The organism is Petrocella sp. (genome assembly GCF_059865615.1).
The window spans coordinates 1-19,944 of sequence record NZ_JCBCDA010000074.1 but is presented as its reverse complement, the minus strand read 5'-3'; the positions used below and the strand labels follow the sequence as shown (position 1 = coordinate 19,944).

Here is a 19,944-nt window from a genome sequence, read left to right as displayed (position 1 = left end):
TTATGGTTAAAGTGTCAGACTGAGTTTGACACTTTAACCTTTTTTATAGTTCTTTGACTTTTTCGATGAAGTCTACTAAGGACATTTCGTCATTTTTCTGTTGACCAAAGGGTCGTATGGAGACGGATTTTGCGTTTCGCTCATTCTCGCCTACGATTAATAGGAATGGGATTTTCTCCATGCCACCTTCTCGGATCTTGTAGCCGATACGTTCGTTTCTAAGGTCACCTTCTACACGAACGCCTTGCTCATCGAGTTTGGCCATGACTTCTTTGGCGTAATCATCAAATTCCGGTGATATTGGTAGTACTTTTACTTGAACCGGTGCTAACCAATATGGGAATGCACCGGCAAAGTGTTCGATTAAGATTCCAATAAAGCGTTCGATAGATCCATAAACAACACGGTGTAACATGATGGGTCTTTGTTTGGAGTTGTCATGTTCAATATACTCAAGTTCAAATCTCTGAGGCAGTTGGAAGTCGAGCTGAATGGTGCCACATTGCCAAGTACGTCCTATACAGTCTCTTAAATGAAAGTCTATCTTGGGACCATAGAAGGCCCCATCGCCTTCATTCAAAATATATTCCATACCTTTTTGATCTAAGGCTTCTTTTAAGGATGCTTCTGCCATATCCCAATCCTCTTGTACACCAATACTACCTTCCGGCTTAGTGGATAGTTCCACATGGTAACTGAAACCGAATTTGGCATAGACTTCATCAATAAGATTAATAACATTTATAATTTCTTCCGTGACCTGTGATCTTGTCATGAAAATATGGGCATCATCTTGGGTGAAGCTTCGCACTCGCATAAGACCATGTAGAGCGCCACTCATTTCATGACGGTGTACCAGACCTAATTCGCCCATTCTAAGAGGCAGATCTCTATAAGAATGTTGCTTTGTCTTAAAAGCCAACATGCCTCCGGGACAGTTCATGGGCTTAACTGCAAAATCTTCATCATCTATTTGTGTTGTATACATATTATCCCTATAATGATCCCAATGCCCTGAAGTTTCCCATAGGCTTTTGTTTAGGATAATCGGCGTTGACACTTCTTCATAACCGTTCTTCTTGTGTATTTCTTTCCAGTATTTAATCAATAGGTCCTTTAGAATAATACCTTTGTTTAAGAATACGGGGAATCCTGGTCCTTCATCATACATTGTGAAAAGCTCAAGTTCTTTGCCCAGTTTACGATGGTCTCTTTTCTTAGCCTCTTCAAGCATATCCAGATATTCCTTTAGATCCTTCGCTTTTGGAAATGCTGTACCATAGATTCTGGTCAGCATCTTGTTATCTTCTGATCCACGCCAATAGGCACCTGCAACACTGGTTAGTTTAAAGGCTTTGATATCTTTGGTTCTAATAATGTGAGGACCCGCGCACAAATCAACAAAATCACCTTGTTGGTAGAAGGAGATCTTAGCATCCTCCGGCAAATCCTGAATCAACTCAACTTTATAGTCTTCGGATTTCTCCTTCATGAGTTCAATAGCCGCTTCTCTTGATAATTCGAATCTGTTTATTTCCAAGTTCTCAGATGCGATTTTCTTCATCTCGCCTTCAATGAGTGCCAATTCTTCCACTGAAAAAGGTATTTCACGGTCCAGATCGTAGTAGTATCCATTGTCAATTGCCGGACCTATGGCCAGTTTGGTTTCTGGGTACAGTCTTTTTACAGCATGAGCCAGCAAATGTGATGCTGAATGCCAAAAAGCTTTTTTACCGGCTTTGTCATTAAAGGTAAGTATATTAACATGAGCATCTTCGCTTACCTCGTCTCTCAAGTCCGCTATCGCACCATTAACTTCACCGACCAAAGCTTGTCTTGCTAAACCTTCGCTAATGGTTTTTGCTATATCCAATACACTTACTTTTTGTTCAAACTCTAATGTATTACCATCTTTTAATGTTATAATCATTTTTTCCTCCTGTTTTCTTAAACCAACATAAAGCATATCTTTACCCTGTTATTTTGAATTAAAAAAAGACCCATCACTTGCATCGCAAGGGACGAGTCAACCCGTGGTTCCACCCTAATAATAGTTTCCTATCACTTCATTCGACGATAACGTAGTCAACGGATTGTATTAGAATCTCTTAGAGGTAGTCTTCAAATGAATTGGAATAAAAATCTCTCAGCAATGATTTTCTTTCTGTTAATCCGTACTTCATTCTACTCGTCTCTTCAACGATTTATTCCTATGTAATAGCATAATTATAACAGAAGACGCTCATATGTCAATATATTATGGTTCGTTTCCTCAAAAATCTTTGAAATCTGTTTCGCAAATTAATAAAAAGAACTTTGCACACCATCTGCTACAATTGGCTTACAAAGTCCTTTTTATTAATTTTATCTTTTGGGAGGATTAAAGAGTAGGGCTATTTAATCCTAAGGAGGGCGTAAGTTAATAATTTATGACTGTTTGCATAAATACGTTTTGAAGAACATATAATGATATCAAAGAGATCATCATGGATATGAGGGGTGTCATGATCCATCCTGAGCCTATTCTTCCAAGCTCCTTTAAATTAATATTTCGACCGCCTTTTGCCAATCCAATACCCATGATTGCGCCTACTACGGCTTGAGACTGGGATACAGGCACAAGTGGAAACGCAGGCAGATTTCTTGATGTTAGCCAAATGCTTAATGGCTCTGAGGAAAATAAAAATAAAACTGTGGACGTCGCTAAAACGACGATAAAGGCACTGATTGGTGAAAGCTTAAAGATGCTTTTTCCTACAGTTAACATGACTTTTTTGGAGTAAGTGTATACACCAAGAGATATGGCCAGGGCACCTAGAAAGAAAAGCTGTTGGGTACTGGTTATGAATAGGTTGTCAGATAACCTTATGATTTTAAAGGGGGATACGTTTATAAAGACACCCATGACATTGGCAATATTGTTAGCGCCTAAACTATAGGCACCAAAGGCACCGGCGATCATTAAAGCGTATCTTGTATATTTATCCATTTTGACGATATGTATTTTGGTGTGTTCTACAATGTATTTGGTGATCCAATAAAAGATGACTGCAAAAAATGCTGCTAAAATCGGTGTGAAAATCCATGTGCTGACAATCTTATATACCACTGCCATATCTGTTTTTATACCACCAAATATATTCCAACCAATAATGGCGCCTACTACAGCTTGTGAGGTCGATACGGGCAAGCCTTTCCCGGTCATTACCATGACAGTAAAAGCCGCCGAAGCCGATACGGCAAAGGAACCGCCGATGGCGTTAATAGCCCCCAGTTGTCCAAGGGTATGGGATGCGCCTGTTCCGCTTAAGACGGCACCTAGGGTGACAAATATGCTACAGATGATGGCTGCTGTTGTGAACTTAACCATTCTGGTGCCGACAGCCGTTCCAAAAATATTTGCTGCATCATTCCCGCCAAGGGACCAACCCATAAATAATCCTGCAGATAAGAATATGATTGTCGAAAGTGTAAAGTTCATCACATCCATTATATACCTCGCTTAAATCTAAATACGGATAGTTTTATCGCCATTTCTTCTGCTATATCGGAAAGTCTTGCTGTTTTTTGTGCAAAATAGCGTTGGTGCATTTTTTCACTTAGTTTTAAATGATCTTTATCTGCAAATATTTTGATTTTTAGTTTATGCTCTAGTTTATCGACTTCCGATTCATAGAAATAAACTTTACTAATATAGTCTTCTATGGTTTTATATTCGGTAAAATAAACTCTGACCCCTCGAATAAGTGTTTCTACTGCTTTACGTGAGGTTTTTGCAATTAGAATGAAGTCTTCTTTAAAGTCTTCTTCTATTTTAGGTTGCTCAACTTGTAGGTCTAAGAGCATTTGTTTAGAAATATCACCAATGTCATCCATAGAATCCATAAGCTCTAAGATATCTGCGCTAAGATCCGGCACCAAATTATATCTGTATAAGATGAATTTTAGGTTCTTTAGATGTTCATCTGCTTCGCTTTCCTGTTCTACAACAACTTTGACACGCTCTTCAAATTGTTGGCAATTATTGGTCATATAGTCTTTGATTCCCTCATAAAAAGTCATAGCGCCTTTTTGAAGACAGTTGAGATATAAATCAATCTCAAGCTCTAACTCTCTGTTTCTGTCTTGAAATATATTCATTGATTTCTCCTTCCTTGCACATGTTCAAAGCACGTACTAATTTAAAAAGCTATATAGAGACTATATAGCTTTTTAATAAATACATCAATTAACTATCCTGTTTTTTTGTTGAATAATATGAACTCACTTCATCTCTTTAGATATTTCCGGTGTTTTTGTCTATATTTTTCTTGTTTCTATTATATTTTTCATAAATTTTATTCATAAATCACTTACCCTCTTGTTTCATCAGATAGATTGTTCTTAAACTCCATCGGTGTTACGCCCATTTTTTTCTTAAATAATATACTAAAGTATTTGGGATCATTATAACCCACTTTTTCAGAAACTTCATATACCTTTATGGTATGATCTCTTAGAAGTTCTATCGCCATTTTAAGCCGATAGTCTGTTAAGAATTCCACAAAGGTGTAATCTTTATATTTTTTAAACAACCTACTCAAATAACTTTCACTAATATCTAAGGCTTCTGCCACCTCGCTAATAGCAATACCTTCATGATAATGTTCTTCAATCCATTTAACCGCTTTTGTAACATACCTTTTTCTTCCATCGTAGTTATTATCATAGTTTTCTTCATTAAGCAGCAAGGTTTTACCTTCCTCAATTAGGACTTGTCTATCCAGTTGCTTAATCTGTTCTCTTCGTTCTTCTATGACTTTGACTATTTTCTGTAATGTAAAATAAAAGTCATCGTCATCAATGGGCTTTAACAGATAATCCTTAACGCCGAGTTTTATGGCCTGTTGAGCATAATTAAAATCATCGAAACCAGATATGATGATAAACTCCGTTTCTAGTTCATCCTCTAGTTTTCTAATCATCTCGATACCATCCATAACAGGCATACTAACATCCGTTATGACAATATCCGGCTTGAGCTTTTTTATAAGATTATAACCTTCTATGCCATCCTTAGCTTCACCAATAACTTCACAACCAAATTCCTCCCAGGGTGTGGTAAGAACCATACCTTTTCTAATATATGCTTCATCTTCAATTATTACAATTCCAATCATAAGACTTCTCCTTCATACAAATAGGGCACTGTTATGGCTACCTTTGTACCTTTATATTTTTGGCTTTCTATATGAACACCATAACCTTCTCCGTAATAAAGCTTAATTCTTTGATCCACATTATGAATACCTATGTGCTGATCCGACTTGTTATCGAATACTTTTTTAATCTCTTCATCTGTCATGCCGATGCCATTATCTATAATCTGAAATTCAATAATCCCTGCCTTAACAAATCCGTTTATACTTATTTCTCCATTGCCGGAATGGTTGCTTAGTCCGTGTACGATTGCGTTTTCGACAAAAGGTTGAATAATAAGTCTTGGCACTTTACATTCTAAGATGGTATGATCAATATTTCTTATAACTTTAAAAGCATTGTTGTATTTTATTTTCTGTATAGCTAAATAACTATCAATAAAGCTAATGCTCCTCTTGACACTAACAAATTCTTCATCACAATCGATGCTATTCCTAAGTATTTTGGCCAAATTGGTGACAACGCTTACCACTTCACTTTTTTGACCCAGCTTGGCACTCCATTTAATGACATCCAACGTGTTGTAAATAAAGTGTGGATTTACTTGGGCTTGTAACATTTTAATTTCAGTGGTTCTAAGCTGTTGTTGCTTTTCTACAACCTTATTCATATATGTATTTAGTCTATCTAGCATCTGATTGAAGTATTTGGCAAGATCTCCAATCTCATCGTTGCTTCTTAAATTAGCTTTAATAGAGAAAGTACCTTCTTCAACCTTGCCCATAATACTAATCAGGTCCTTAATCGGATGAGATATAAACCTCGCTAATACATAAGATATAATTAAGGATATACTTAAGCTTACAATAGCGCCAATCAATAGTATGAGTCCAAGTATTCGATTGAAAGACTGGAAAACATTTGATGAAACATTTGCAATGGTTGTGGTTCCTAATTGTTCATCTTTAAATTCTATAACCAAAAAGCTGTCTTTTTCTATTTCTTCTTTGATACTTTTATATTCCAAATTCTTTTGATAATCCAAGTAAGAGGATCTTTGAAATTTCCCTTCCATGTTGGGATTTTCAGTATCTAACAATGTATAAGCGTTGTCATCTAATAGGACCAAATGTAATGATAAGCCTGAATAAACTGCTTTCATTTCTTCCAGAATCACTTCTCTTGGAACATCAATTAAGATATAGCCAACATGTTCACCTTCATGATTAATAATCTGAGTACCTAAACTGACAATACTTCTTCTACCCGGTAAATATGTGATTTTCTGTGGGTAAATGACCGTACGATTGGTTTTTTTGTTAATTTCTCTGAAAATACCCCATTTGTTTTTCAATTCAATTTCATAGACTTCCGGAATTGGTGTTGTCGAAAAAATAATACTACCAGATATATTTGTTATATGTACGACCGGCTTAATGTTTTGTTCAATCAGTGCTTCATATATGATTTCATAGATTGTGTTTTCGTGAACTTCATAATCCTTTTCTGTAGATATGGCTAAAACAATATCTTCTTTATTCAAAATACCTTGAATGATGCCTTCATATTCAACGATCTTATCATTAATTCTCTGATGTGCCACTTCAATATTTGTATATGTTTGATCATATATGGTTTTATTGAGAAAATTTACAGACAGGCCATACATCAAACCACTAATTATCAATAAGGGAATCGTACTACACAATATAAAAGTGGCAAACAGTTTATAAAAAAGTGGTATTCTGGTCTGCTTCATCCTATTCACCTTCCTGTGCCCTCATGATGATCATGTCCTGCCAGTTTTTTAATACATCGGCCTTCTTTTTATATGTATCCAACTTACTTGCATCAAAAATATTCAATTCATCCATAGGCCTTAGACCCATCGGTACATCGACATCTTCCCTGATGGAACGTAAATAGAATTGATCCACCATATAGGTCTGTACATTTTTGCTTAATACAAAATCAATAAATGCTTTTGCTTCTTCTTTGTTTTTAGCGTCTTTCATAAGAGCGATAGAATCGGTTATTACAGGTGTGCCTTCCTCAAGATAAACTATACCAACATCTTCACCTCTATTAATATATAGTATAGCCGCTTCCTCCATGGTTATTCCAATTGCAAAGTCACCATTGGCAACGCCTTCATATACTTCTGAAGACTTTGCCAATATTTTTCCGTTTAGATTGTCCAGTAGTTTTTCTGTGTTTTTCCAGTTATAATCGGAACCTGTTTGGTTGATATTTAAAATAAAAGATAAAGCGATAAAGGCAGACCCTGAAGTACTTGGGTCTACAAATGCCAACTTGCCTTTCCATTTTGGATTAAGAACATCCACCCAAGTTTTCGGTGCCTCTTCAGGTGTGACAAGTTTGGTATTATATATCAATACAATGGGCAAAAGATTGTAACCCAAAAAATAGTTTTCTTCGTCATTATAACTTTGATGGATCTCATGGTCATAGATGGAGGTATAAGGCTCAAATAAGTCTTTATAGATGTTTAAGTACTCTTTACTTCCACCCCACATGATATCCATTAAATATCTTTCCTCTTTATGGTCTAAGACTTCTAGTAAATCCATGGTACCTGCCGAAAGGTACTCCACCTGTATGCCTGTTGTCTCTTGAAATTCTTTTATTATTGGAATAATGATTCTTTCATTTAAAGGACTGTTGATTTTTAGAAGATGTTGTTCCGGCTCTTTTTGCATTAATGATAGGACGCCTTTATTCGGCAATCTGATTAGAATGATTAAGAAGGCGATGACAATCAATACAAGAATCCAATATCTACTGTTTCTTAAGTATGGTTTCCACTTTTTTCCCGTATTTATTACTTCTGTTTTTTGATCCATTTATATATACCACCTTTATGTGTTTATGATTGCTGAAAAGTTTTTTAATTATTTTCAAAATATGCTTTACATTTAGGTGAAAACTTGGTAAATTAATTGCATAGGCGTGGTTAACTCAGCTGGTAGAGTGTTTCCTTGACGTGGAAGAAGTCATGGGTTCGAGTCCCTTACCATGCACTAACAGAACAGAACCGTAATGACGGTTCTGTTTTTATTTACTCCTATATATATGGGATATCCTTCATACTATTGTGCCATATTCTTAAATTTTGTATATTGTTCAATCCAAACTAGATTAACGGTTCCTGTCGGACCATTCCGTTGTTTGGCAATAATCAACTCAGCTTGATTCTTAAGCTCTGATTCAGGATGATAGTACTCATCCCTATATAAAAACATCACCACATCGGCATCTTGTTCGATGGCACCTGATTCTCTAAGATCGGATAACATAGGCCTATGATCTGCTCTGGACTCACAAGCACGCGATAACTGTGATAGGGCGATGACAGGTGCACTCATTTCTCTTGCAAGGGCTTTTAATCCCCTTGAGATTTCTGATATTTCTTGCTCTCTTGACTGCGTCTTCCCAGATCCACTCATGAGCTGCAAGTAGTCAATCATAATCAAGTCTAAGCCTTTTTCCATTTTTAACTTACGACATTTTGCCCTGACTTCTGATATGGTAATACCCGGAGTATCATCTATATAGATTGGCGCATCTGCTAAGATGACCGCACCCATAGATATTTTTGCCCAGTCTTCATCTTCAAGATCACCGGTCCTGACTTTTTGTGCATCTACCATGGCTTCTGAACAAACCATACGGTTGAGCAACTGGTCTTTGGACATCTCGAGGCTAAACATAGCTGCTACTTTTCCGTCTTTGATGGCTGCATGTTGAATTAGATTTAGGGCAAAAGCTGTCTTGCCCATGGAGGGTCTTGCTGCAATCAGTACTAAATCAGAAGGTTGAAAGCCGGCTGTACGATAATCTAAGTCTAAGAATCCTGAAGAAACACCTGTCACCTTGCCTTTGTTCTTTGTCAACATCTCCAATTTATTCAACATTGGATTAACCAACTGGGCAATCGGTGTGAATTCTCCCGAATCATTTTTCTGAACAATGTTAAAAATTCTTTCTTCAGCGCCATTTAAAACATTTTCAATAGATACTGTACCGTCATAGGCATCTGCTGTAATCTCTTGGCTGGCTTTAATCACCTTTCTAAGGGTTGATTTTTCCTTAACAATCATGGCATAGTGCTTCGCATGAGCAGAGGTCGGAACAGCCATTGCCAATTTCGACAAGTATTCAATACCACCTATCTGATCTAAAACCTTCTGATCTTGTAATTGTGATTGTAGGGTGACCAAGTCGACTGGTTTATTTTTATTGTACAAGATGACCATGGCTTCATATATGAATTTTAAATCAGGATGATAGAAATCATCCTCTGTTATTGTATCTTTAACTGTTTCTATAGCCTCTCGGTCCATAATCATAGAACCGATAACTGATTGCTCTGCCTCTAAGCTTTGTGGTGGTATACGTTTTACTATGTCTTCCATATAGGTCACCCCGTTTTATCCGCTTCTAAATGATACGGACTATTCTCCTTCAACTTTAACCGATAATTCTGTTGTTACTTTTGGATGAAGCTTAATCTTAATAATATGGGTGCCAAGTGATTTAATTGGTTCATCTAGTACCATTTTTTTCTTGTCGACTTCAATACCTAGTTGCTCAGAAATACCCTTGGCGATTTCTTTTGTCGATACCGATCCAAAGGTTTTGCCGCCTTCACCGGCTTTTATAGCCAGTGTTATCGAAGATGCTTTTATTTTGACACCCAATTCTTTGGCTTCATTTAGTTCATCTTCCCTTTTTCTGGCTTCTGTAGCTTTTTTTAACTTGACATCATTGATGGCCGCATTGGTCGCTTCTTTTCCTAGTTTTCTTGCTATTAAATAGTTTCTACCATAACCATCACTGACCTCTACGATGTCACCTTTTTTACCCACTTTTTTTACGTCTTCTAATAATACTACTTTCATGTTGTTTCACCTTCCTCTGTATAATTATCCAATGTTTCCTTCAATTTCAGGATAACACCTTCTATGGTTTCATCTGGAATTTGGGCACCTGCCACACTAAGATGACCACCACCACCAAGTTTTTCCATAATAAGTTGTACATTAATACTGTCATAAGATCTTGCACTGATATAAATAGTACCTTCAATATCGGACAATACAAAAGATGCTTTGATATCTGATATATTCAGCAGTTCGTCAGCAGCCTGTGCTGCTACTAGGGACGGGTTCTCGACATCTGAAGGACAGACCGATATGGCCATATGGTCGCTATAAATCTGGCAGTCTCTGACGGCTGTAGCCTTGGCCTTATAAGAGGCCATATCATTTTTAAAGAAGCCTCTAACCCGAATAACATCTGCACCACTTCTCTTAAGAAATGCTGCTGCTTCAAAGGTCTTAACACCCGTTTTTATAACAAAGTTTTTGGTGTCAACAGTAATCCCCGCAAATAAAGCGTCTGCTTCAATGGGTTCTAATTTGACTTTGTCGGATATATACCTTAGAATCTCTGTCACCATTTCACATGTGGAGGATGCATAGGATTCAATATAACTCAACACCGGATTTTCTATGGGTTCAGAACTAACCCTATGGTGATCAAAGACAACAATATTCTTAAAATAATCTAAAAGCTCCATGTGCTCTGTATAAGATGGTCGGTTAACATCCACAACTACCAATAATGTTTTTTCTTTTATGTAGCTAATGGCTTCTTGTCCAGTTACAAATAGATTCTTGGGATAATGGTTATTTTCAACGAGCTGAGTATGAAGGGTTTTTACGGATGAAGTCACATCATTAATCACAATATTAGCCGGCTTATCCAGTAATTTGGCGCAGGCATAAATACCTACCGCCGCACCCAACGAATCCAAATCCTGACGTTTATGACCCATTATAATAAGGCGGTCACTTTCTTCAATCAGTTCTCTAAAAGCATATGCCTTAATTCTTGCCTTTACACGTGTGCTTTTTTCAACACCTCGGGTTTTGCCTCCATAAAAAGAAAATTTGTCATTTTTCTTAACAACGGCCTGGTCACCACCCCTACCTAGAGCAAGATCTAAAGCCATTCTTCCAAATTCTACGGACTGGATATAAGAAAATTCATTAATTCCAACCCCCATACTCATGGTTACAGGTAGCTCGTTCCCTATATTAATACTACGTATTTCATCCAGTATACTGAATTTATTACTTCTTAATTCTTCCATATATTTTTGCTGAAAGACTAGAATATATTGGTCTTTTTCGAATTTCTTCAGAACACCATCTATTTTATTAGCGAATTTACTCAGATTTCGATCAATCAACGCTACCAACAAAGGCCGCCTAACATCTTCGATACTGCTTAAAACTTCCTCGTAATTGTCAATGTAAATAAGAGCCGCAACCGTCTTTTGATCAATATTTTTTTGCGCAAGCATACGTTCTTTTGTGATGTCAAAAAAGTAAAGCGTATAAAGCAACTGTTCTTCATCTTCTGTAAGGTTAACAAGATCCAACTCCTTAGAATGCATCTCTATACGCATATGCTTGGCTATAACCCTATAATGACGTTCACCGATTTCAAATACTTTTTCTATCTGTCCTTCCATTTCAGAAGGGAGCATTTCCCTATTCAGACTGGGAATAATATCATTGATGTTCATTTCGATAATTTTACTTTCATCTACATCTTCCATGGTACCCACTAATATGTTGAAAGCTTCATTACACCAACGAATTTTTGCTTCCGGATCTAAAATAACATTTGGTAGTTCTAATTTGTCAAGGTAGTCTTTTTGAACACCCGAAAAGCTGAGGGCAAAATTAATAACTTCACTCATCAAATGCTTTTTGGTTATTCTATTCATGAAGTAGCCTGTCACACCGGCAATCATCAATAATATAATAAAAAAGATACCCATACTTTTTTCAATAATCAACATAACAATGGTCATAAACGTTATGACAACCATATAAAATAAAGGCCACATAAAAAACTTCTGAATGCGCTGGTTGAAAGCCACTTGCTTCTTTTGATTCATATTGTCTACCTCTTTCAACTATAACCACATGCTATTAATTAAGCATTTAGACACTTAGATATTATATCATCTAATACTTCATAACTCAACTTTACATTATGATAAGAACTTTATTGTGTTTTGCTTATAAATAAATAGAAAGAGCTTCTCACAACCTAAGTCATGAAAAGCCCAAAATATTAATCTAAAGTATAAGGCATCAAGGATACATGTCTTGATTGTTTGATTGCAATCGTTACAGCTCTTTGATGTTTAGCACAGTTTCCTGTGATTCTTCTAGGAAGTATTTTACCTCTCTCAGATACAAATCTTCTTAGTTTATTAACATCTTTATAGTTCATTGTGTTTTGTTTTTCTTCACAGAAAACACATACACGTCTTTTTCTTTTAAATCTCTTTTTTTGGAAAGCCACAAGCTTACCTCCTTTGCTTAGTAATATCGATTAGAATGGTAGATCGTCATCATCAAAATTATCAATTGCTACAAATCCTTCTGATTGATTGTTTGTGGGTGCTTTAACGCTAGAACCGTCCTGACTACCACTTGCTGTCGCATGCTCTTCATAAGAACGCTTGCTTTCTGCAAAGTGTTGCTCTTCTATGACAACGTCCGTTGTATATTTCTTAACACCGTCTTTGTCTGTATAGGAACCTGTCTGAAGTCTTCCTACTATGGAAACCATTTGTCCTTTTTTAAAATATTTTTCGGCAAATTCACCTTCGCGACCAAAAGCCACAATATTAATAAAATCTGCGTCCGGCTGTCCCTCTTTTTTGAAACGTTTGTTGACCGCTAGAGAATATCTAGCAATCGCTAAAGGTTCAGCACCTTGAGTATATCTAACTTCAGGATCTCTTGTAAGTCTCCCCATAAGAATTACTTTGTTCATAGTCGTTACCCCCTTTTTGTTTTATGCTACTTTGCTAACGATTAAGAAACGTAAAATAGATTCCATAATACGAATACGCTTTTCTACTTCACCTGGCACTTCTGAAGTTGCTTCAAAAGTAATGAAGTAGTAAAAACCGTCACGCATTTTTTGGATCTCATAAGCTAATTTACGCTTACCCCAGTCGTCTACATTGACAACGTTACCACCAAATTTTTCGATATAACCTTTTACTTTTTCAAAGGCTTCAGTCTTTGCTTCTTCTTCTAATTTGCCATTAAGTACTAATGCTAATTCATAAGTATTCATCTTGGCACCTCCTTCTGGTCTTTGGCCCACGCCTAAGTCATCGTGACTATAATGAGCAAGGATATTATTATATAATTGCAGATAGGTGTCCCTGTCCACATACAAGAATATATGATACCATATTAAAGGCTTATTTGCAATGAATATATTCAATCTTTTATCTCTTTTATATTCTTTTCAAGTTTGACTCTTGATATCATTACAAGATGACCACAGCCCTTGCACTTGAGTTTAAAATCAATACCCGTCCTGAGAACTTCCCACTCAAAAGAACCACAAGGGTGCCCTTTTTTTAGACGCAATACTTGTCCGACTTTAATATCCATAATACACCTCACATCGTTCTATCGATTGTTTTCCTATTATTCAATATCCTGAATTAAAATTTGTCACAATAAATATGTTCTGATGGCATACCATTTCTTTCTAATACTGCAAAACAAGCGTCAATCATACCCGGTGATCCACATAAATAAGCTTCGTGCTCCTCAAGATTCTTACTATGACGATCAACCACATCTGTTATTAAGCCAACCTCACCTTGCCAATCGTCTTCTTCTGTAGGTTCTGATAATGCCGGAATATACTGAAAATTCGGAAATTCTTTTGCTAACTCTTGAAAATCTTCCGTATAATACAAGTCTTTAGTTGTTCGTGCACCAAAGAAATATTTGACTTTGCGGTTCATCCCGTGGTCCCTTAAATAGTATAAAATGGACCGGATAGGTGCTTTTCCCGAACCACCCGCTATACATATTATATCTCTGTCAGAATGCTCTTGGAGAAAAAAACCACCAAAGGGTCCAAGCAGTCGAATTCGATCGCCAACTTCAAGTGCCTTATGAACAAAAGTTGTAGCCTCACCTTTTGGAACCAACCGTATAATCAATTCTAAAAAATCCTTTTCTTTTGGGTTTGAGGCAATAGAATAGGCTCTTTGTATTTCAAGTCCGGGTACTTCAATCTGAGCATATTGACCTGGCTTAAAATCAATGGTTGTCGGTTGAATGAGTTTAAATCGCACCAATTTAATATCATGGGTCAAGTCTTCAATGCCCATAACTTCTGTCTTAAATTCCTGAGCATTTAACAACGACTCCGGAATACTAATTTTGATATCGTCTTTGACCTTACATTGACAAGACAATCTTACTTGATCCTTGCGTTCTTGAATACTTAATAGTCCAATCTCGGTAGCAAGTGTTTCTCCACCACCTTCAGTCACCTTGACCTTACATTGTCCACAAGTCGCTTTACCACCACATGCAGAAGGGATAAAAATCTTATTGGCCGATAAATGATTTAACAAAGTATTATCACCTTTTACTGGGATTGTTTTTTGTTCGTTAATAATAATTTTTTTCTCTCCCTTGCTACCTAGAAGAACGTCTACTAATGCAATCAAAATCGCTATGATGGTTAATGTTGCCACTAAAATAATCGGAACACTCATATCTATACCTCACAATCTGATTTTAGATAGTACTAAAAATGGTTAAAGGGTCAAAAATGTCAGTAATAATATTTTTTAATCTCTTCTGTCAAAATCCAACAACACCAATAAATCCCATGAACCCAAGGGATATAATGCCTGCAATAATCATGACAATCCCTGCGCCTTGTAAACCGTCTGGTACTTTGCTAACCAGTGCCATCTTCTCCCTAATAGCAGCAATAATGCTTATAGCAAGAGCCCATCCCGTACCGGAACCAAAACCAAAAAATACTGTTTCAAAAAAACCGAAGGTTCTATTGACCATAAATAAAGAAACCGCAAGGACGGCACAGTTTACAGTAATTAATGGAAGAAATATACCAAAAGCATTGTACAAAGTCGGTAGGTATTTATCTAAGAAAATCTCTAGAAACTGGACAGTTGCAGCGATGGTAATGATGAACACCAGTAAACTGATGCTCTCGGCATTATTATTCTTAAGCAATTGATAAATCGGCCAATTAATAGCTGCCGTTAAGGTTATGACAAGAATGACCGAAGCGCCCATTCCTTTTGCTGTTTTTAGATTCTTCGAAATGGCAATTAAGGGGCACATGCCCAGTATATATGTTAGTGCAATATTATGAGTTAATACGGATGCCATAAAGATATTGATTAATCCTTCCATAAGATAGTCCCCCTTCTATGATGCTGATGTTGTATCAAGTTTTGCGATCGTCCTCATGATCCACATATAAATGGCCATAACAAAAAATGCTCCAGGTGCCATCGCCATAACTGTCCAAGTTACAAAACCGTCACCAACCACTTGTATACCCAGTAACGTTCCAAAAGCCAATACCTCTCTAACAACGGATATGGCTATCAATGTAAACATATACCCTAGGCCATTGGCCAGTGCATCAAGGGCAGAAAAATGTATAGGGTTTTTTATAGCAAAGGCTTCTGCTCTACCCATAACGATGCAGTTTGTAATAATCAATCCTGTATAAGCACCTAAGGCCTTACTTAAATCATAAAAATAAGCTTGTAGGAATCCTTGAAAAGCAATAACAAAGGTTGAAATCAGAACCATGTAGGTCACCATACGCACCTTGACAGGTATGAACTTACGTATAAGAGATGTTGACATAGAGCTTGCCATCAGTACAAATGTTACGCCAAGTCCCATCGCGATGGCGTTTTCAACCCTATTGGTGACTGCCAGAGCAGAACATATTCCTAGGGCCATGGCATAAATAGGGTTATCTTTAAATATACCTTTACTTAAGAGTTGATACCATTTTGTATATCTTAATCTTATTAGTCTCATATTAATTCACCAGAGCCTCCTTTTTTATATCATATTCTGCATTTAGAAGGATTTCAAAAGCTCTACTTGTTCCTGTCGCACCGGTGATGGCATCGACTTCGTTAATTGCATTTTCTTCGTCATTTGCCTTAACCACCACAATATTAGGATCAAATACTTTGCCTTTGTACTTTGCAAGATAATCCGCCTCGGCAATGATACCTCCAAGTCCCGGTGTTTCGGATTGCTCCATTATCTGTATGTCTTGTATGGTAACAAGGTCTTCTTCCAGCGTCAAAAATCCAGTTATCGGACCCCATAGACCTGATCCTTCAAACTCAAAGCCAACAGCACCCGACTCAGACGCATAGAAATCATAGCCATTTTTTTCAATCCTTGTTATTTTCTCACTAAAAACATCTATGATTTCTGACGCTTCATAATTTATTTCAAATGCTTGTAAAACGGATTTTTTGAAAGCAAGCTCTTCATTTTCTATAATCATATCACTTGTATACACGTCCATACCTACTAGTATACCCGATGATGCGAGACCAAGTAAAATCGTAAAAAAAATCATCTTTAATTGTTCTTTCATATTATCACCTGCCTATTCCGATAGGGGTTTGAATTTCTTATCAATTATATATGCATCAATCATAGGTGTAAAAGCATTCATAAGTATAATAGCAAACATGACGCCTTCAGCAAAGCCTGAAAAGCTTCTTATGACAATGGTCAATATTCCAAGTCCAATCCCATAAACAACTTGCCCTGATTTTGTATAAGGTGATGAGACCGGATCCGTGGCCATGAAAAAGGCACCAAATAGCAGACCACCAGTTAAAAGCTGATAGATGGGTTGAACCACTTCACTCGGTAATAAAAGATGCCCAAAATATGAGGCAACGACAACAGTACCTAAATAAACAATTGGGACTCTCCAATGAATGACTCTGGTTACTATAAGAAATAAGCCGGCTATGATAATACCCATTCTAAAGGTTTCTCCAATAGATCCCGGAGCGGTGCCTATCAGCAGATCCCAAAGTGTGAAAGGAAGGGCTTCATCGGCTTTTAAGAAAATAAGTGGTGTTGCAGACGTAACCGCATCCGGAGTACTTGGATTAACCCACATTGATGACATATAGGTAGGAAAGGCTATGGTAATAAATAATCTTCCTACTAATGCTGGGTTAAAAATATTACGGCCTGTACCCCCAAAAACTTCCTTGCCAAAAAAAACACCAAATGCCATACCAACACCGGCAATCCAAAATGGTATCGTTGGTGGTAGGGTCAAAGGGAATATCAAACCTGTTACTAGAATCCCTTCATTGATATCTTCTTTTCTAAAGATAGCAAAAGCCCATTCTACAAGGAAAGCGACGAGATAAGTAAAAGCAATGAGGTATAGCATCCTTATGCCATAATAATATATTGCTGCAAAGGTAGAAGGTAGTAGCGCTACCATAGTGATTAACATAAAGTGCTTCAAGTTGATGTTGCTGCGTATATGAGGACTACCAGATGATGCTTGATCAGATCCCTTAAAAAGAGATTCAAATGTTAATTTTATCGGTTTAAATGTGAGGTTTTTATCATTTTTTCCCATCTGATTATACCTCCTTTATGCCTTTTAGTTGATAGTCTTTATGAGATAATTCAATTTCTTCAAGTTGTTCTTTACCTTTAATAATGCTTCCAATCAAGTCGATTTTCGAAGGACAACCATAATTACATAGATTACATTCAATACAATTGAAAATTTTCAAGTCAGCCAAACGTTCATTGACCAAGCCTTTTTCAACATGTTTATGAAGCAAATGCGGTATTAAGCCTACAGGACATACCTTTTGACACTGTCCACATGATATGCAGGCTCTAAGCGGTCCATGTAGGCCAATATTGATGCCATGCCTATCCTTAAGACCTTCGGGCAAGGCAATCAAAAGATACGTACCTTTATCAATCTTATCCTCCATAGAAAACACCTGACCTGTCATAAGGCTGTTTTTTATTAGGCGGACTGAATAATCTTCTTTTAAATAGGCTTGGGTTATTTCCTTCACCTTGGTTCCAAGTGGTAATTTAAGTATCAGATTATCCTTCCATCCCGGTCCGGCCAGTGACACCATGGCATGGTTTATCGGCTTTTTATCTCTATATAGACCGTAAAGCTGAGTTATCATATATGGTTCCATCATAATAACGCCAATATTGGCCGAAGGATAACCGATTGGGTATTTCATATCCAATAAGATAGGTATAAGTAGTTCCTTTTTATTAATGGGATATTTGTCAACTACTGTAGTAACTTGTACCCCTTGTAGGTTCATAATTTCTGATATTTTTGTTTCATGCTTTTTAAGTTGATTTTCACAAAGTACAAGATGAATCTGAACTTGTGGCAACTTATTTTTTAAGACTTTTAGACCTTCTATAAAGTCATTTGCATTATCCTCCTCAAAGAAAATATCCATAGGAAAGTCATAAGATTCGACCTCGATCATATTAATAACTATCTTACTAATGCTATCTTTTTGAATATGCACACCCTCATCAGATAATGCTTGATCTATACTCTTTCTTAATGTCAAACCAAATGACTTAAGATAGTCCATAATATTATCACTATAGGTAATCTCGTCTACAGCAACCTCCACCGTAGAGCTTGGCAGAAAATCTAGGACCTTTGCTTGAGGTTGACCTTCAAACTTCTTAAACCGGTACCCACCGTTAAATTTTTTATGTGTGACCTTCATGTTTGGCCTCCCTAATTATTCATTGTAAATCTAATATCGTTGTGTTTTATAATTATACACTATAATCAAGATAAAGTTAATAAGTAGTTGTTAGGTATGACTTTCTTAGAGAATCAAAAAACACCTCTGCCATTGGATCAAGTCCAATATCAAAGATGTTCTTCTAGTTGCGGAGAGAGGATTTGAACCTCTGACCTTCGGGTTATGAGCCCGACGAGCTTCCAGACTGCTCCACTCCGCGTTGTTTTTAAGGCGCCAACCAGATTTGAACTGGTGATGAAGGTGTTGCAGACCTCTGCCTTACCACTTGGCTATGGCGCCATAATAATGCTCTTACATTATAGTGCCTTACTTTTTTGTTGTCAAGTTATAAGCTTTGGCTTGACGATATAGCAAAAAACACAACCTGGGTCGTGTCATCCTTCTAAGTGACCCGTATGGGAATCGAACCCATGTTACCGCCGTGAAAGGGCGGTGTCTTGACCGCTTGACCAACGGGCCTTGTGTTTTTATTTTACGCTTTCTTGTAAAAGCGCTAACTTCCTCTAACTCGTAAAAACAGACACTTCGGTCATGTTTTTACTCCTAAGACTCACTAAATTTATTTTATATAGTATATAAAAGCGCTAACTTCATCTAATTCACAAAAACAGACACTCCAGTCATGTTTTTCTTCATAAGATTCAGTAACCTTATTTTATATAGTAACTCCCCGAGCTGGACTCGAACCAGCAACCCTTCGGTTAACAGCCGAATGCTCTACCATTGAGCCATCGAGGATTATTGTCTTTTCTATATTCATGAGCTCAATGAATGTGCGCTCACTTTGTTCGCTTCATTGCCCACTGCGTTAGCATTGAGCCATCGAGGATTATTGTCTTCATTTACAAAGACTGAAAACCGCATAAGAGATTGTTTACATCGTTTCTTACATGCACATATTTTAATCTTAAGCTCTAATCTTTATAATCACTTTCTTAGTTCAAGCCCTCGACCTATTAGTATTAGTCAGCTGAACACGTTACCGTGCTTACACCCCTAACCTATCAACCTGCTAGTCTTCCAGGGGTCTTACTCCATTTCTGGATGAGATATCTTAT

Annotated in this window: 19 protein-coding genes, 5 tRNA genes, 1 rRNA gene and 1 other annotated feature; of the genes, 1 reads left to right on the top strand and 24 read right to left on the bottom strand. The window is 36.9% G+C overall.

Annotation, left to right across the window (positions count from 1 at the left end; genetic code table 11):
* Positions 1–43 precede the first annotated feature (43 nt).
* From thrS to AC6F8J_RS08725, 6 genes are all read right to left on the bottom strand, one after another.
* Positions 44–1,930: a threonine--tRNA ligase gene (gene thrS, locus AC6F8J_RS08750; protein ID WP_500722611.1), complete on the bottom strand. Its 1,887-nt coding sequence runs from the start codon at positions 1,928–1,930 to the stop codon at positions 44–46.
* Between the two features lie 84 nt (positions 1,931–2,014).
* Positions 2,015–2,209: a binding site (T-box leader), on the bottom strand.
* A 210-nt stretch (positions 2,210–2,419) separates the two neighbouring features.
* Positions 2,420–3,490, bottom strand: a complete 1,071-nt coding sequence (locus tag AC6F8J_RS08745) for an inorganic phosphate transporter (protein ID WP_500722609.1) — start codon at positions 3,488–3,490, stop codon at positions 2,420–2,422.
* Entirely contained in the window at positions 3,490–4,140 is a 651-nt protein-coding gene (locus AC6F8J_RS08740) for a DUF47 family protein (RefSeq protein WP_275843770.1), read from the bottom strand. Before AC6F8J_RS08740 ends, AC6F8J_RS08745 begins: the two co-directional genes overlap by 1 nt.
* Before the next feature lie 212 nt (positions 4,141–4,352).
* A complete protein-coding gene (locus AC6F8J_RS08735) occupies positions 4,353–5,159 on the bottom strand; it encodes a response regulator (RefSeq protein WP_500722607.1) in 807 nt (268 codons plus the stop codon).
* Complete coding sequence (locus AC6F8J_RS08730) at positions 5,156–6,898, bottom strand: histidine kinase (protein WP_500722605.1); 1,743 nt, start codon at positions 6,896–6,898, stop codon at positions 5,156–5,158. Before AC6F8J_RS08730 ends, AC6F8J_RS08735 begins: the two co-directional genes overlap by 4 nt.
* A gap of 1 nt (position 6,899) precedes the next feature.
* The gene (locus AC6F8J_RS08725) at positions 6,900–8,003 is read right to left on the bottom strand and encodes an extracellular solute-binding protein (protein WP_500722603.1); all 1,104 of its coding nucleotides are present in this window, start codon (positions 8,001–8,003) and stop codon (positions 6,900–6,902) included.
* Positions 8,004–8,107: 104 nt separating this feature from the next.
* On the opposite strand from AC6F8J_RS08725, the gene AC6F8J_RS08720 reads away from it, so the two are divergent.
* Positions 8,108–8,180, top strand: a tRNA-Val gene (locus tag AC6F8J_RS08720).
* Positions 8,181–8,249: 69 nt separating this feature from the next.
* Here the strand turns inward: AC6F8J_RS08720 and dnaB are convergent.
* The 18 genes from dnaB to AC6F8J_RS08630 form a co-directional block, all read right to left on the bottom strand.
* Positions 8,250–9,575: a replicative DNA helicase gene (gene dnaB, locus AC6F8J_RS08715; protein ID WP_500722601.1), complete on the bottom strand. Its 1,326-nt coding sequence runs from the start codon at positions 9,573–9,575 to the stop codon at positions 8,250–8,252.
* 39 nt (positions 9,576–9,614) lie between these two features.
* Positions 9,615–10,061 (bottom strand): 50S ribosomal protein L9, encoded by a 447-nt coding sequence (gene rplI / locus AC6F8J_RS08710; RefSeq protein ID WP_275843131.1) that lies wholly within the window; start codon positions 10,059–10,061, stop codon positions 9,615–9,617.
* Complete coding sequence (locus AC6F8J_RS08705; RefSeq protein WP_500722599.1) at positions 10,058–12,133, bottom strand: GGDEF domain-containing protein; 2,076 nt, start codon at positions 12,131–12,133, stop codon at positions 10,058–10,060. The genes rplI and AC6F8J_RS08705 overlap by 4 nt, the downstream gene beginning before the upstream one ends.
* A gap of 179 nt (positions 12,134–12,312) precedes the next feature.
* Positions 12,313–12,573, bottom strand: a complete 261-nt coding sequence (rpsR, locus tag AC6F8J_RS08700; RefSeq protein ID WP_125137077.1) for a 30S ribosomal protein S18 — start codon at positions 12,571–12,573, stop codon at positions 12,313–12,315.
* Positions 12,574–12,576: 3 nt separating this feature from the next.
* Positions 12,577–13,023: a single-stranded DNA-binding protein gene (locus AC6F8J_RS08695; RefSeq protein ID WP_500722597.1), complete on the bottom strand. Its 447-nt coding sequence runs from the start codon at positions 13,021–13,023 to the stop codon at positions 12,577–12,579.
* A 21-nt stretch (positions 13,024–13,044) separates the two neighbouring features.
* Entirely contained in the window at positions 13,045–13,332 is a 288-nt protein-coding gene (gene rpsF / locus AC6F8J_RS08690; protein ID WP_275843128.1) for a 30S ribosomal protein S6, read from the bottom strand.
* Positions 13,333–13,481: 149 nt separating this feature from the next.
* Positions 13,482–13,658: a DUF951 domain-containing protein gene (locus AC6F8J_RS08685; protein ID WP_500722595.1), complete on the bottom strand. Its 177-nt coding sequence runs from the start codon at positions 13,656–13,658 to the stop codon at positions 13,482–13,484.
* Positions 13,659–13,711: 53 nt separating this feature from the next.
* Positions 13,712–14,785: an FAD-binding oxidoreductase gene (locus AC6F8J_RS08680; protein WP_500722593.1), complete on the bottom strand. Its 1,074-nt coding sequence runs from the start codon at positions 14,783–14,785 to the stop codon at positions 13,712–13,714.
* Positions 14,786–14,873: 88 nt separating this feature from the next.
* A complete protein-coding gene (locus tag AC6F8J_RS08675; RefSeq protein ID WP_500722591.1) occupies positions 14,874–15,455 on the bottom strand; it encodes an Rnf-Nqr domain containing protein in 582 nt (193 codons plus the stop codon).
* Positions 15,456–15,470: 15 nt separating this feature from the next.
* The gene (locus AC6F8J_RS08670) at positions 15,471–16,100 is read right to left on the bottom strand and encodes an Rnf-Nqr domain containing protein (RefSeq protein ID WP_500722589.1); all 630 of its coding nucleotides are present in this window, start codon (positions 16,098–16,100) and stop codon (positions 15,471–15,473) included.
* A gap of 1 nt (position 16,101) precedes the next feature.
* Positions 16,102–16,677 carry an FMN-binding protein gene (locus AC6F8J_RS08665; protein WP_500722587.1) on the bottom strand — a complete coding sequence of 192 codons (576 nt, stop codon included), beginning with the start codon at positions 16,675–16,677 and terminating at the stop codon, positions 16,102–16,104.
* 12 nt (positions 16,678–16,689) lie between these two features.
* The gene (locus AC6F8J_RS08660; protein WP_500722586.1) at positions 16,690–17,694 is read right to left on the bottom strand and encodes an RnfABCDGE type electron transport complex subunit D; all 1,005 of its coding nucleotides are present in this window, start codon (positions 17,692–17,694) and stop codon (positions 16,690–16,692) included.
* Between the two features lie 4 nt (positions 17,695–17,698).
* Positions 17,699–18,844 (bottom strand): 4Fe-4S dicluster domain-containing protein, encoded by a 1,146-nt coding sequence (locus tag AC6F8J_RS08655; protein WP_500722584.1) that lies wholly within the window; start codon positions 18,842–18,844, stop codon positions 17,699–17,701.
* Between the two features lie 167 nt (positions 18,845–19,011).
* A tRNA-Met gene (locus AC6F8J_RS08650) sits at positions 19,012–19,085 on the bottom strand.
* Between the two features lie 9 nt (positions 19,086–19,094).
* Positions 19,095–19,165: transfer RNA gene (locus AC6F8J_RS08645), tRNA-Cys, on the bottom strand.
* A gap of 108 nt (positions 19,166–19,273) precedes the next feature.
* Positions 19,274–19,345 (bottom strand) — tRNA-Glu (locus AC6F8J_RS08640).
* A gap of 207 nt (positions 19,346–19,552) precedes the next feature.
* Positions 19,553–19,624: transfer RNA gene (locus AC6F8J_RS08635), tRNA-Asn, on the bottom strand.
* A gap of 198 nt (positions 19,625–19,822) precedes the next feature.
* Positions 19,823–19,944: ribosomal RNA gene (locus tag AC6F8J_RS08630) — 23S ribosomal RNA — on the bottom strand; the annotation flags it as partial.